At 37.0% G+C, this 13,021-nt stretch carries 12 protein-coding genes and 2 pseudogenes; 7 read left to right on the forward strand and 7 right to left on the reverse strand.

Going from position 1 to position 13,021, the window contains the following annotated elements:
• Positions 1-158 precede the first annotated feature (158 nt).
• Both V7266_RS17020 and V7266_RS17025 read left to right on the forward strand, forming a co-directional pair.
• A complete protein-coding gene (locus V7266_RS17020; protein WP_335469340.1) occupies positions 159-1,034 on the forward strand; it encodes a DMT family transporter in 876 nt (291 codons plus the stop codon).
• Between the two features lie 416 nt (positions 1,035-1,450).
• Complete coding sequence (locus V7266_RS17025; RefSeq protein ID WP_335469341.1) at positions 1,451-1,864, forward strand: VOC family protein; 414 nt, start codon at positions 1,451-1,453, stop codon at positions 1,862-1,864.
• Positions 1,865-2,103: 239 nt separating this feature from the next.
• Here V7266_RS17025 and V7266_RS17030 read toward each other — a convergent pair whose 3' ends face one another.
• Positions 2,104-2,313: a glycine zipper domain-containing protein gene (locus V7266_RS17030; protein ID WP_335469342.1), complete on the reverse strand. Its 210-nt coding sequence runs from the start codon at positions 2,311-2,313 to the stop codon at positions 2,104-2,106.
• 387 nt (positions 2,314-2,700) lie between these two features.
• On the opposite strand from V7266_RS17030, the gene V7266_RS17035 reads away from it, so the two are divergent.
• Together V7266_RS17035 and V7266_RS17040 are read left to right on the forward strand one after the other, a co-directional pair.
• Positions 2,701-3,321: an isochorismatase family cysteine hydrolase gene (locus V7266_RS17035; protein WP_335469344.1), complete on the forward strand. Its 621-nt coding sequence runs from the start codon at positions 2,701-2,703 to the stop codon at positions 3,319-3,321.
• A 671-nt stretch (positions 3,322-3,992) separates the two neighbouring features.
• A pseudogene (locus V7266_RS17040) lies at positions 3,993-4,595 on the forward strand (hydroxylamine reductase); the annotation flags it as partial.
• A gap of 377 nt (positions 4,596-4,972) precedes the next feature.
• Here the strand turns inward: V7266_RS17040 and V7266_RS17045 are convergent.
• Genes V7266_RS17045 through V7266_RS17055 form a run of 3 tightly spaced genes read right to left on the reverse strand, consistent with a single transcriptional unit; the run spans position 4,973 to position 7,895 of the window.
• Complete coding sequence (locus V7266_RS17045; protein ID WP_335469346.1) at positions 4,973-5,779, reverse strand: HAD family hydrolase; 807 nt, start codon at positions 5,777-5,779, stop codon at positions 4,973-4,975.
• A gap of 47 nt (positions 5,780-5,826) precedes the next feature.
• Positions 5,827-6,447, reverse strand: a complete 621-nt coding sequence (locus V7266_RS17050) for a DapH/DapD/GlmU-related protein (protein WP_335469348.1) — start codon at positions 6,445-6,447, stop codon at positions 5,827-5,829.
• A 59-nt stretch (positions 6,448-6,506) separates the two neighbouring features.
• The gene (locus V7266_RS17055; RefSeq protein WP_335469349.1) at positions 6,507-7,895 is read right to left on the reverse strand and encodes an MATE family efflux transporter; all 1,389 of its coding nucleotides are present in this window, start codon (positions 7,893-7,895) and stop codon (positions 6,507-6,509) included.
• 122 nt (positions 7,896-8,017) lie between these two features.
• Between V7266_RS17055 and V7266_RS17060 the strand changes: the two genes are divergently transcribed.
• On the forward strand, positions 8,018-8,911 hold the full coding sequence (locus V7266_RS17060; RefSeq protein ID WP_335469351.1) for an AraC family transcriptional regulator: 894 nt from the start codon (positions 8,018-8,020) through the stop codon (positions 8,909-8,911).
• A gap of 107 nt (positions 8,912-9,018) precedes the next feature.
• On the opposite strand, the pseudogene V7266_RS17065 reads toward V7266_RS17060, so the two are convergent.
• The 3 genes and pseudogenes from V7266_RS17065 to V7266_RS17075 all read right to left on the reverse strand — a co-directional run bounded on the left by V7266_RS17065 (position 9,019) and on the right by V7266_RS17075 (position 10,791).
• Positions 9,019-9,394 (reverse strand): annotated as a pseudogene (locus tag V7266_RS17065) (hotdog domain-containing protein).
• 27 nt (positions 9,395-9,421) lie between these two features.
• Positions 9,422-10,198, reverse strand: coding sequence for an AraC family transcriptional regulator (locus tag V7266_RS17070; protein ID WP_335469353.1), 777 nt, complete (start codon positions 10,196-10,198; stop codon positions 9,422-9,424).
• 17 nt (positions 10,199-10,215) lie between these two features.
• Positions 10,216-10,791, reverse strand: coding sequence for a LysE family translocator (locus tag V7266_RS17075; RefSeq protein ID WP_335469354.1), 576 nt, complete (start codon positions 10,789-10,791; stop codon positions 10,216-10,218).
• A gap of 319 nt (positions 10,792-11,110) precedes the next feature.
• On the opposite strand from V7266_RS17075, the gene V7266_RS17080 reads away from it, so the two are divergent.
• Together V7266_RS17080 and V7266_RS17085 are read left to right on the forward strand one after the other, a co-directional pair.
• The gene (locus tag V7266_RS17080; protein WP_335469356.1) at positions 11,111-12,004 is read left to right on the forward strand and encodes a CPBP family intramembrane glutamic endopeptidase; all 894 of its coding nucleotides are present in this window, start codon (positions 11,111-11,113) and stop codon (positions 12,002-12,004) included.
• A gap of 371 nt (positions 12,005-12,375) precedes the next feature.
• Positions 12,376-12,816, forward strand: coding sequence for a GNAT family N-acetyltransferase (locus V7266_RS17085; RefSeq protein WP_420491435.1), 441 nt, complete (start codon positions 12,376-12,378; stop codon positions 12,814-12,816).
• Positions 12,817-13,021 lie beyond the last annotated feature (205 nt).

Below are 13,021 nucleotides of genomic sequence, written 5' to 3' on the forward strand. Positions count from 1 at the left end.
GTTAGTTTATATGTCATTATCAAAATCAATTTCTAATCCAAGTGTTAGACTGGCTACTTCTCCACCACCACCGTTTCTGCTCATAAACACGCTTATATTTAAAACAGATTAAGAATCTGCGAAATATAAGCTGTTTCGCAGATTCGAAGGAGTAGGAAATGAAATCTAACATTCAGTTTATATTATCAATGATTATTTTTGGAACAATTGGTTTAGTTATAAGATACATTGACTTATCTTCGAGAGAAACAGCATTTTTAAGCAGCTCAATTGGTTGTCTCTTTTTACTACTTGTATTCTTAAATCAGAGAAAAACTTTTACTTGGAAAAAGATTAAGAGTAATGCGTTAGTTCTTTTGGCATCAGGAATAGCCTTGGGAGGAAACTGGATTTTTCTTTATCAATCCTATGATTACACATCTCTTGCAAATGCTACATTAGGTTATTATTTTGCACCTGTTTTTGTGATGTTACTTTCACCCATTGTTTTAAAGGAACAACTACCTATTAAAAAATTAATATGTATTGTTATAGCAGTAATAGGTATGATGTTCATTGTGGGAAATGGTATAAGTGCATCTGGAAAAGATGATGTACTTGGAATAATTTTGGGGTTAGTTGCAGCAGCATTTTATGCTGCATTAATGTTGTTAAATAAGTTTATCAAAGATATAGATAGGTTGGAAGTAACCATTATTCAACTGGCTACTACAGCTTTTATTCTTATACCTTACGTTCTTATTACAGAAGGATTTAACATACTAAATATATCAATACCCTCCATTCCTTTTATCATTTTATTAGGAGTAGTAAATACTGGAGTAGGGTTTTGGTTGTATTTCTCTGGTATGGAAAAATTAAAAGGTCAGAGCATAGCTATGTTGAGCTATGTTGATCCATTTGTAGCTATTTTAATCTCTGGATTAATTTTACAAGAGCAATTCACGCAATTACAAATCATAGGTGGACTTCTCTTATTAGGTTCTACTTTTATTAGTGAATTGAGGTTCCACAGATTACAAGTATATAAGTAAAAGGACATTCTCTATTGTGATAAAGAAAAAGGATAATACCTTCATTTAGGTATTGTCCTTTTTGTTGTAGATTTTATTTTATTATAATAACTATTTGTTCAATTAACCTACTGATACAGGACCCCATTGACATTCCTTATTGAGATAACCTGATCTGTTAGTGAAATAAGAAAAGCTCTAATGGCAGCTGGATCTTGATCTCTTGCAATCGTTAGAAGAGTTTTTATTGTTGATTTGGATTTTTAAGTACCTTTTGCATAAATAGTTCTGGGTTAGCAATCTGTTCAAAACCGTAATGGTTATACACTATTTCATTAACCCATAATTGTATAGGCTTTCATAGGCCACTAGTTTATACTGAATTATAAGATATCATTCAAGACCAACAACCAAAATGAATAAGGAGAGATTATACAATGAAGCTCGATATCTACGTTAACTATCGAGGAGTTTGCGAACAGGCTTTTCGGTTCTATGAGCAGCATCTCGGAGGCAGAATAACATCGATGATGGCTTTCAAACAACTGCCAAATCCGACAAACGTTCCGGAAGGTCGGGAAAACGACATTCTACATGCTACCATCGAGATTGGGGACACGGTGCTAAGAGGAGCCGACATCCCCAACGCTGAGCCTATGCGAAGTGTCTATCTGACCCTCAGGGTTTACAGTGCAGAAGAGGCGGAGAGGCTTTATACCTTGCTTTCTGAAGGAGGAGAAATCTTTATGCCCATGGAAGAAACCTTTTTCGCTTTGCGTTTTGCTCAGCTGAGAGACAGGTTTGGAACGTCATGGATGCTCCTGTGTGACAGGCAGTCCATAGAAGCCTAGTGTATTCGGATTAAGTCCAAATCCTTCGCCTCTTTGGTTAACTTCACCCGTTCAACACAATATCGGTTGCTTTTTATTGATCAGCCGAACGTTCTTTAAGAAATGCCCCGTTACCTTGAGTGAAAAGTTTCATAATCTTCACTAGAAATTTACATGATAAAGCTGAATTAAATAAATCAAAATTAAAAGACTCCCTTTCCTGGGAGTCCTAATTCATTCACTACTCTTTCTTTGAAATGCTAATCTTCTCGGTTTGCGGCACCCTCATTAGCCTCATCTGTGCCTTCGCCGACCTTGTTACCCATCGCTCCTCCTGCCACTGCTCCTGCCACGGTACCAAGTGGACCAAGAGCAGAGCCCAAAGCAGCACCAGCGACAGCACCTACACCAGTTCCAACCGCTTCGCCAGCATCATTATCGACACGGTTACGTTCGTTGTTTTCTGCCACTCATCTCACTCCTTATATAGAATAGGTAATTGCTTTCCAGCGCAATACCGATACATATTTTGCCCTAAAATGGCAGATTTACGCATGGTGTAATTGAGTTCTTAAAACTTATTTCAAAAAAAGAAGGTTGTGTTGACTTCCCCCTGCATTATTACGCTCCCAGGTGCAGCGAACCAACGATCAAAATGGGTTGTCCACGCTTGGAAAAGTATAATTGGGGGTGTTTCCATTATTCTTTCTACCTCTAGATTAAATAGTCTTGTTGAAAGGTCAGGCACCCTAGATAAAAAATAAAATTTGTACAAGCACCCATCAATATATATTCAACAAAAAGCATAAGTTGAATTAAAAGTAAGGAAACTTATTTATGAGAATGGGAGGAAAAAAATGTTTATACCTAATCCCGCTAATACAGCTATTGTCATAACGGACCCACAAAATGACTTTCTGTCCCCCGGAGGTAGAGGATACCATTTAACTAAAAAAAATATTGAGCATTACAACACACTTGGTAATCTTGAAATTCTAATAAGTACAGCCATGAGTAAAGGATATCAACTTTTTATATCCCCTCATTATATATATCCCCATGATTATAGTTGGCAATTTACCGGGACTGAACAAGAAATGTTATTAAAGCTACGAGTATATCAAAAACAAAATGACTACACTTCTGTAGGAGCCGACTGGGTTCCTTCACTTAAGCCATACATTTTATCTAACCAAACTGTCATTGCGACCGCCCATAAGATTGCCAGTCCGCAGACAAATGATCTGGTTTACCAATTACGTCAGCATAGGAAAGAAAAGGTGATTTTGGCAGGGGTCTTATCAAACATTTGTGTAGAATCACATATGAGAGACTTGATCGAGAATGGATTCCAAACAGCAGTTGTCTATGATGCCACTGCCACCATAAGTGAGAAGGATTTTCAAGCAGCTATTACAAATTATCAGGCATTCAGCAGTGCTACATGGTCAACACAACAGGCAATCTCTCAATTATAAGAAATAAAACATTGTCCCAAGAGTTGAATTAAAAGGGTTGCTATTTTAAGCAACTCTTATTGTTTTATACTAGGCCTCTTCCACTAAACTGCCTCGATCGGTATAAGAAAATGCTGCCATAATGACAGCACTGATCTTCAACTCTTGCCCCGTTAGTTAATGGAGCTCTATTAATTTCCATCTTCTTTTTGTGCTAATTTCAATCTATTAAAATTAAAATAATGATCTAATGGATAGGAAAATACATATTACCGAACAAGCATAAAAGAGTAAAGCTGTTTTATAATTCCTCCTAAATTTAATAGCGTAAGCACAAAAGAAGATAGCCGCTGCTATTTTGGAATAACCTCGCAAATAAGCATGATTAGAAAATATTGAACTGCTTAAAATTATTGAAATAAGGAAAGTTATAGAAATTAGTATTTTGAACCACAAAGGTTCATTCAGAAAAACTTTAATCATAAGTTTTATCTGTTGCATGAAGGTACAACTCCCTTCAATCAATTTTTACCTAATCATATGTCAATATTTTAAAAGTATCCCTCTCGGACCCACGTGTAGCTAATGTCCACCGTTATCCTGATGATTATTCTTAATATTGTGCATATGTGATTCCATATAAATTCTTTCTGACTTCGAAACGTATTTTGCATTTTCTTCAGGGGCTAAGTCCTCCGGTTGAAATTGAAACAGGTGAAATCGTTGGAGGATTTGCTCATAATCAAGTGGCTCAAGTAGCTGATCAAGTAGTAGAAGCGGTGAAAAACGGTGATATTAAACGATTCTTTGTAATGGCTGGCTGTGATGGCCGCCATAAGAGCAGAACGTATTATAAGGAGTTTGCCGAAGAGCTTCCAAAAGATACGATCATTTTAACAGCTGGTTGTGCAAAATATCGATACAATAAGCTGGATTTGGGTGATATTAACGGAATTCCAAGGGTACTTGATGCCGGTCAATGTAACGATTCCTACTCTCTAGTCATGACGGCATTGAAGCTGAAAGAGGCATTCGGATTAGAAAGTGTAAATGAATTACCGTTATCTTACAATATCGCATGGTATGAGCAAAAAGCGGTTATCGTTTTCTTATCTTTACTTTACCTAGGTGTGAAAAATATTCACGTTGGACCAACATTACCAGCTTTCTTATCACCAAACGTAACGAACTTCTTAATTGAGAATTTTGGTGTAGGCGGCATTTCCAATACTAAAGCCGACATCGATATGTTCATGAACAGCTCAATTGAAATTCAAGGAAGTACATTAGTTTAATAATAGACTCGGGTCTCGACAGGGATTTTATCCGTTTTTTTCGAAAGTTTGGAAAAAGGCGTTATTTTTTGGCGCTTTTACATCATATAGAGGGGAGCCCCTTTTTGTTTGAACTGGCTATTATGTTTTAACTGGATGGAAATATACGTACTCTCTACCAATTTATCCAATCATCTTTTTATTTGCAGACTGGCTGACTAAGAGAAAATCATTTTCAGATGCTTGCTGCAAATAAGAATTTGGTAGTGTCATTTATTATATTTAGGTTTGATACCTTAGGCTAGGGCTTATCCCCTGGCTTCCTTTTTTGAATCAATAGTCCTTAATAGTCCTCTAATACGAATAAGTCGGAACAGATTTAAAAACCACTGAACCTATTACCTACTTTCTTGTAACGATAACATTTGTATGATGGTTTTCATGACCGCATCTTCTTCATTAGAACGTGTAATAAAATTCGCAGCATCTTTTAATTCTTGAACGGCATTTCGGACAGCAAAGCTATATGTGGCCCGCACCATGAGCTCTAAGTCATTAAAACCATCTCCAAATGCCATGGTTTCTTCCGGTCTAACATTCAATAAACGCTGCAAGTGTTCAACAGTTGTACCTTTATGAACATTCGCATTCGCGATGTCAATCCAAGCTGCTTCAGATGCTACAATATAAGCCGACTCAAAAAAGCCAGATAATTTTCCCCTCGTTTCGAAACACTTAAGGGCTGGATCGTGAATGGTAACCTTAACAAACTCCTCTGTTATTTCCTTAAAATCAGATACTTGCCTTACTTGAGCATAAGACCTTCTGACAATTGCTGCTTCCTCAGGGGATAAGGTGTCTTTGATGACTGCACCACTTCTCGTGCAAGCAATAATGGTATGATCAAGACTAATTTCTTCAAGCAGCTCGATAATTTCCAGTCCCAATTGATTACTTAGCAGAGATTCATAAACAAACTCTCCCATATGCTTGATGCGAGTGGCGCTATCCCCTAGAATCCATAAATCCTTGGCATCCTCTCCAAATAACTCTTCTACACGTTCACATTGTTTACCGGTAACGGGAGCGAAAACAACGCCTTTTTCTTTCATGATTTTTTTAACATCCTTGTAAAGTTCCCTGTTAAAATCACCGTCATTATTCAAGAATGTTCCATCCATATCCGTTAGCACTAATTTAATCATATGATTTTCTCCTCAACACTGGTTTTAAAAAACTTAAGTTATAATGGTTATCTCAAACGAGATTCCTCGTCCAAATCTTCTTGCGTGATTTCTCTGTCTTTATAATAGTATTTCATATCTTGTTCGTTGATGGTGCGCTGGACTTTGCACGGATTGCCAAAAGCAACGGAATTAACTGGAATATCTTTCGTCACTACACTTCCGGCACCTATGACACTGTTTTCGCCAATGGTTACTCCGGGACAAATGATGGTGCCGGCTCCAATCCAACAATTATCTTCAATTTTCACTGAATCCGCATACATATATCCTCTGTAATTAGGATTGATAGGATGACCAACAGTAGCGATAGTGACAGCAGGTCCAAACAAAACATTTTTCCCGATAGAAATTTTCGTATCATCCACAAAATTGCAGTTAAAGTTAAGATAAGTACCTTCACCTATTTCAATGTTCGTCCCATAGCAAAAATAAAACGGCGGCTCGATCCAGGCCTTTGTTTCTTTTCCAAATATTTCGTTCATCAGTCGAGCGCGCTCCTCTAAAGCATCCGGTCCAGTCGAATTAAAGGCCATCATTCGTCTTTTCGCCTGAATCCTGTCCTCAGGCAGACCCTCACAGTAATCTGTAAATAATTTTCCTGCAGCTATTCTTTCTCTCATTGTCATCCTACATTCCCCTTTCTTATCTAATTTGCACACAAAAATGGATTATTGTTTCAACTTTCTCATGTAAAATCTCGTGTGATATTGTTTAACCATCTGTATTGACGGTAGCGAACGGCAGCAACAGGCAGCTTGATGATTTCATCTAAACTGAACACTGCATAAAGAATAATCGGTGGTACGTGCCACACGAATGCACTCAAATAACCCAATGGCAATATAATTCCCCACATCACTATGAGATCGCACCAAAAACCAAATTTTGCATCTCCTCCAGCTGGGAATATACCACCGATAATCGTGGAGTTCACCGACTTACCGATACAGTAGTAAGCGCATATATAAAGCATTCCATCAAGATAGCCTTGTGCCGTACCATTCAAATTCACCAAATGAAATACCATGGGTTTCATCAGCAGAATAATCACGCCACCCAGCACACCGAATATCAGTGAGTACAAATTGATCCTGTTACCTGCTTTTATTGCCAGCCTCTTATCACTGTTGCCCAGATATTTCCCGACAAGTACTGCTCCTCCACTGGAAATACCGCCACACAACACGATTGCCAGGTCTTTGACTACTGCTGCAATGGAGTTGGATGCTACCATATCGGCGCTTACATGCCCAATAATGGTAGTTGTTACCGTTAAGGCACCGCCCCAAGCGATATAATTTGCCTGAACTGGCAGGGTATATTTCAAGAAATCTTTACGTAAATGCCGTTCCATATCATCACTTACTGGCAAATGAAACCGGACATCACCACGTGTAATGGAATGTACGATACAACATCCAAGCTCGATAAAACGTGCGCAAACTGTGGCGACAGCCACACCCGTGATAGCCTTTTCCGGCATACCAGGAAAAAAAACGAATACGCATAGTGCATCAAATGCGATATTCAAAATCAGGCATATGGAGCTAATCCATGCACTTATGCGTGCGTTTTCCTTACTCTTCATCACGCTTAGATACATATGCGACAAACCCATCGCGAGATAAGAAAACGAGACAGCCTGCAAAAATATCGCTCCATATTTAATTAACTCGCTGTCATTTGTAAAAAGGCGCATCAGGGTATCTGGGAAGAACAGCGAAAGGATGAAAAAGAAAAGAGAAATTCCTAAAGAAAACTTGCAGGCGATACCAAGGACATGCTGTATCGCTTTGATATCCTTCTTCCCCCAATACTGCGCCGTCAGGATACCTGCTCCTGTTGAAAGCCCCATATAGAACAGGGTTAACACAAAAGTTACTTGCGCTGCCAATGATACAGCAGACATAGCAGACTGATTAATCTTTCCCAGCATCACCACATCCGCTGAGATGACCGCTGCTGAGATTAGATTCTGAAATGCAATTGGTAATACTAGCGAGATCAACGCGCGATTAAACGAGCGATTAAAGTCACTATCCTTTTTTTTTGCCTCTCTTACATGAAGCTGCACCCCACATCCCATCTTTCTTACTTTTCTTAAACTATCAAAATTGTATATGGTTACATTTGTAGATACCATCAAAATCGACTATAATTCTATCAAAATCGTATATAATTTCAGGAGGTGCGGTAATGAGTGTAGAGCTGGAAGTGTATTCTGATTTATCCGAACGATTAAACTATAATCTACCTGATTTTCCACTTTATGTGCGTAAAGGTGCTCTGAATCAATTCGATCGATATGTTGCAGCGTGTCATTGGCATCCTGATTTGGAGTTTATTTTCGTGCTAGACGGCGCTATGGAATATTTTGTGAATGGTGTAACAATCCCTATTGAGAGAGGGCATGGAATTTTTGTGAACAGCAAACGTTTGCATTATGGTTTTTCTACCAATAAGGTAAACTGTTCTTTCATTGTCGTGGCGATCCATCCTTCGCTGCTTGGTGTGAGTACACACATAGGTAAAGTATATTGGGATGAAAAATTCGGACCAGACACGGAAGACTTTATTTTACTTACACCCCAAAGCCCCTGGGAAAAGGAAGTCCTACTTTTACTGAATCAGATTGACCATGAAATGAACAACCATACAATCAATCCACTTCGTCTACTTTCACAGGCCACATCACTTTGTGCCTTTATTGGAGATCATATCAAAAAAGTTACCGGACCTTTTATTGATGGCCAGTCATGGTTGGCAGTTTCGAAAATGACTGGATTCATTCATCATCATTATGACCATAAGTTAACACTTGATGATATTGCAGCTGCGGGTTCTATATGCAGGAGCAGATGTTGTGAGTTGTTCAATAAGTATATGGGGCAAACGCCCCACACCTATTTGATGCGATATCGTATTCAAAAGGGCAGTGAGATGCTGTTGGAAACAAAAAGATCGATCAGTGAGATTGCGTTGGTGTGTGGTTTTCAAAGTGGGAGCTATTTTTCGTATGTATTTCGTAAGGAAACGGGCTTGACACCACAGGATTACCGAAAGAAAGTTACCTTATCTATCCATTCATAATAAAATGAAATGGCTTTATAACCATACCGATTTAAATGAAAAGAACTTGGAGATTTTCCAAGTTCTCTATCGCTCTAAAAGCTTGTTCAGAATAGCTCAAGAAGAATTCATAGGATGATTCCTGAAAAATCCCCTCTCAGCACTTTCTTTCCATTTTGATTTCCGCATAAAAAGGAGGCAGTAATACGTGTCCTATTATCCTCCTTTTCAAATTGTTCAATCGTAACCGTACAAAGGATAGTATCACCCGTAAATACGGGTCTTTAAAAACTCAAAATTCATGGTGCGAGCAAGTACATTGTGATCACCGCCTATTTTTGTCGGCAAGGTTGCGGTTAGTAATCCCTGTATGACAAGTCTTCCCTCTTCATCAGGAGTAACATGGTGTGAGCCTTCATCACGTGAAACCTTAGTAAATAATTCCGCATCTTCAGTTGTGAAAGACCGTTTAAATGTAATAAGATCCCCTGCTTTTAAAGTCAATTTTACTCCCCCTTATTATAAAACCTTTTATAAATATGAAATATATTCCAATGCCGTTGTTCCATATACACTTTTAAAGTGTTTATTTAAATGGGTTAAATCCACAAAACCGCATTCCATTACAGCTGCATATATATCTCTATTTTTTTCTATTAACCTTTTTGCACGTTCTATCTTGCAGTTCAGAAAGTATTGGTATGGTGAGATCCCAGTATGAGCCTTGAATAATCGGATAAATTGAAATTTGGATAAATTTAACTCTTTACAGATATCGGCCAGTTTAAGTACATTTTCTAAGTTACTATGAATCATATCCTTTGCCTTTCTGACTAGAGCGTTATCTTTCCTATAGTCTGAAGAAAGATTCGTTTGACTAAGGCTTTCTGTGAGAGACACGAGTAATTCACTGCACAGAGCCTCATCTTTTCCGCTTAAAATGGCATTAGAAAGACGTAATATTCTTTGTTGAAGTCTATGATCATATACAATCGGTGTTGAAAAACGTACGATATCCTTTATTTCCATAACTTCTAAAAGCAATTGCGGCTCAATATATAACATAATATAATCAAGTCCTGCCTCATGATCATGTGCCATACCGTCATGCGCCTGTTCTGGATTAAAAAGCATAACACCATTTTGATAGGATAATTGTAAACTGCCATCCAGGTTATATTGTTGAATACCTCGCAATGTTACCCCGATTGCATACTCCTGGTGAGAATGCTTTTTATATGTAAAATTAGTCATACTTGCTGACAACGCCGTAATACCTGCTGATTTTTTATAGATAAATTTATCCATCCCATTCCCCCCTTTATCTACATCCATATCATCACGGCAGAATACGCTAAAAATAATGCCATCATGACATTAACAATCTTACTATGATTCTGTAAAAACTTTTTAAAGATAGTACCGAAAAGAACCCATGTAATAAATGCCAAAAAACCAATAAGAGTTATAGCTAAAACACTTATAGTTACCGCAGGCATCGCAGTATAGTTAGGCATAATAAAACTAGGAATTACAGTCATGGTAAATAATACTACCTTTGGATTTAAAAATTGCATAAGAAAGCCAGACCTAAAAGTACCAGTTTCGTTTACAGCTGGTTTTGATGAATGCCTTTTGCAAATTTGATAAGCGAGATAAAGCATATATAAGCTTCCTATGATCTGCATAACTATTAATATTTTAGGTATTATCACTATAAGCACTGTATTCATCATAGCAGAAACAACAAGCAAAAGACCAAAAGCAATCGTTGCTCCATATGTATATTCCATTGCTTTTTTTACCCCGAAATGATGGACTGTCGATAATATGACAAGATTAGTAGGTCCTGGCGTAAACGTAATAATAATACAGTACATTAAAAAAGATGTAATATTCATGAGAAAGCTCCCTTCAAGGTATCTGCATGGTATTATACATCTTAGAATTAAATAACATATAGTATATTATTGCGGAATTTCTCTTTAAAGTTAACCCTGCAATTTTAGAGTGGAAATTAGTAATGATGCGTTCTATTCAACTTTTTAAAGCCGATTTTAAACAAGCCTCCCTCAAATGAAACCTCCCGTTTTCTTCAGTATTTTATAAGCAATCTATATTAAAAAGCCTCCAGGTAATAATTTAAGTAATTGACTAATATAATCAATAGTGTAATAATTTGTATGATTTTCCAAAATTACTAGAATGTTGGTGTTNNAATTGGATTTTATACGAGTAAAAAAAGGCAAAAATAGTTGGAAGCGGTATTTATCTTCATTTATTGTCATTATTTTATTTATCCTTCTCGGGGCACTGCCTTATGCCATCATTAGTGAATGGATCGTCAATACAGATGGAAACCCTAATACCTATTATGATTTTGATAAAGAGGATTATGTGGGATTGAACCCGTTACTTTATTTTGCCCTGATGAATTCACCATTTTTGTTTTGGCTTTTAGGCCTTTATATCGCGATTCGTTTCATTCATAAACGGAATTTTAAATCGCTCATTACGCCCAATAGAAAAATAGCTTGGAAGAGAATAGGCTTTGGATTTATTGCCTACTTTGTCATTTTAGGTCTGACTTCCATCATCGATTTCCTCTTAAATCCTGGGGATTACTCATTAAACCATATCAGAGTTTCTGATTTTTTCATTTTATTTGTGCTCGTGCTGGTTTTAACTCCCATCCAAACGACATGTGAGGAATTATTTTTCCGAGGATATCTTTTGCAGTTTTTTGGAAAATGGGTTCGCATTCCATTTCTATTATCTCTAATCGTTGGCTCGATTTTTGGTGCACTCCACTTCACCAATCCTGAAATGGGCTATTCCCCTATTTTGATTGGAGCGGATTATTTGATAACGGGATTCGTTTGGTGTTATATCACCGTAAAAACGAACAGTACTGAATTGTCGATTGGTGCGCACGCAGCAAATAATATGCTGCTAGGATGGTTCCTCACAATGGATGACTCTGCCATGGGTAACATCCCATCTTTATTCGTTGTCACAAATATTAATCCGGCTATCTCCCTCATGTGGATCATTGTTTCGCTTGGACTTTTCTTATGTATTTCTTTGAGAAAATACAAATTTACTAGACTCTAATCAAGATGCCAGTACCCATTTTATTAAAAGGGTACTGGCATCTTTTAGTAAAATTTAATAGAACTTTTAAATAATTCGTTTGTAAAGTAAGCGAATGCCGCCTCCTTATTCTCCCAACGGATTTCCAAAGTTTAGAATAAAATACAAATACTCCTCCTTTGTAGGGTCAAATTATTTAACTAACTATTCCTAATAGATTCTACTGCTCTTCCTATAATTTCAATTTCACGAAGAATTTCCATCGCTAATAGCCTGCTTTTTATTTATTGTTGTATTTACAACAATAATGTTTTCAATTATACTCTTTTTGAAGTCGTTATTAGTAAGACTGATTTAATTACAAAAATAAATCCAGAAAGGACTGAAGAATAGTGATGTCAAAAAGAATCACATTAGAAAATGATTTAGGTGTAGCATTTCATATAAGGAAAAAAGTATTTGTGGAGGAACAAGGCGTACAACTAGAAGATGAATTTGATGAATATGACACATTGGCTGGACATTGTGAACACATATTAGTCTATTACAATGAACAACCAGTCGGAACAGGAAGAATAAGAGTTGTTGATGGCTTAGGAAAATTAGAAAGAATTTGTATCTTAAAGCCGTACCGTAAATTTGGTCTAGGCAAAATGATTATTAAAGCATTGGAAGAAATTGCAGAAGAAATGGGAGTATCCCAGGTTAAATTACACGGACAAACACAAGCTGAGGGTTTTTATCAAAAACTCGGTTATCTCACTTCATCTAATATATTTATGGAAGATGGAATTCCCCATATTTTAATGGTAAAAGATTTAACTTCCGAGTGATGAAAAGATTGAGTAAGACTAGGTTATTTGAAGAAGGAAAAGCGATCCTTCACTATTGAAGAATCGCTCCCATAAAGCTTAATACGAATTTCTTTAATTGCTGATTATAAAGAGAAACTGGAATTGGTCTTACTACTAACTTCCTTATAAATAAATATTCTTCTATTAATTATGTCCAACAATTGGGTGTGGTACATATGGCTCT

It is taken from the genome of Neobacillus drentensis (genome assembly GCF_036965645.1).
In the GTDB taxonomy this organism is placed as follows: Bacteria; Bacillota; Bacilli; order Bacillales; family Cytobacillaceae; genus Neobacillus; species Neobacillus drentensis_D.

Bases quoted from the DNA above. Each gene is read 5' to 3' on its own strand.
- V7266_RS17035 (WP_335469344.1), top strand. From the start codon at position 2,701: ATGTTTATACCTAATCCCGCTAATACAGCTATTGTCATAACGGACCCA.
- V7266_RS17060 (WP_335469351.1), top strand. From the start codon at position 8,018: ATGAGTGTAGAGCTGGAAGTGTATTCTGATTTATCCGAACGATTAAAC.
- V7266_RS17045 (WP_335469346.1), bottom strand. From the start codon at position 5,779: ATGATTAAATTAGTGCTAACGGATATGGATGGAACATTCTTGAATAAT.
- V7266_RS17070 (WP_335469353.1), bottom strand. From the start codon at position 10,198: ATGGATAAATTTATCTATAAAAAATCAGCAGGTATTACGGCGTTGTCA.
- V7266_RS17050 (WP_335469348.1), bottom strand. From the start codon at position 6,447: ATGACAATGAGAGAAAGAATAGCTGCAGGAAAATTATTTACAGATTAC.
- V7266_RS17020 (WP_335469340.1), top strand. From the start codon at position 159: ATGAAATCTAACATTCAGTTTATATTATCAATGATTATTTTTGGAACA.
- V7266_RS17075 (WP_335469354.1), bottom strand. From the start codon at position 10,791: ATGAATATTACATCTTTTTTAATGTACTGTATTATTATTACGTTTACG.
- V7266_RS17025 (WP_335469341.1), top strand. From the start codon at position 1,451: ATGAAGCTCGATATCTACGTTAACTATCGAGGAGTTTGCGAACAGGCT.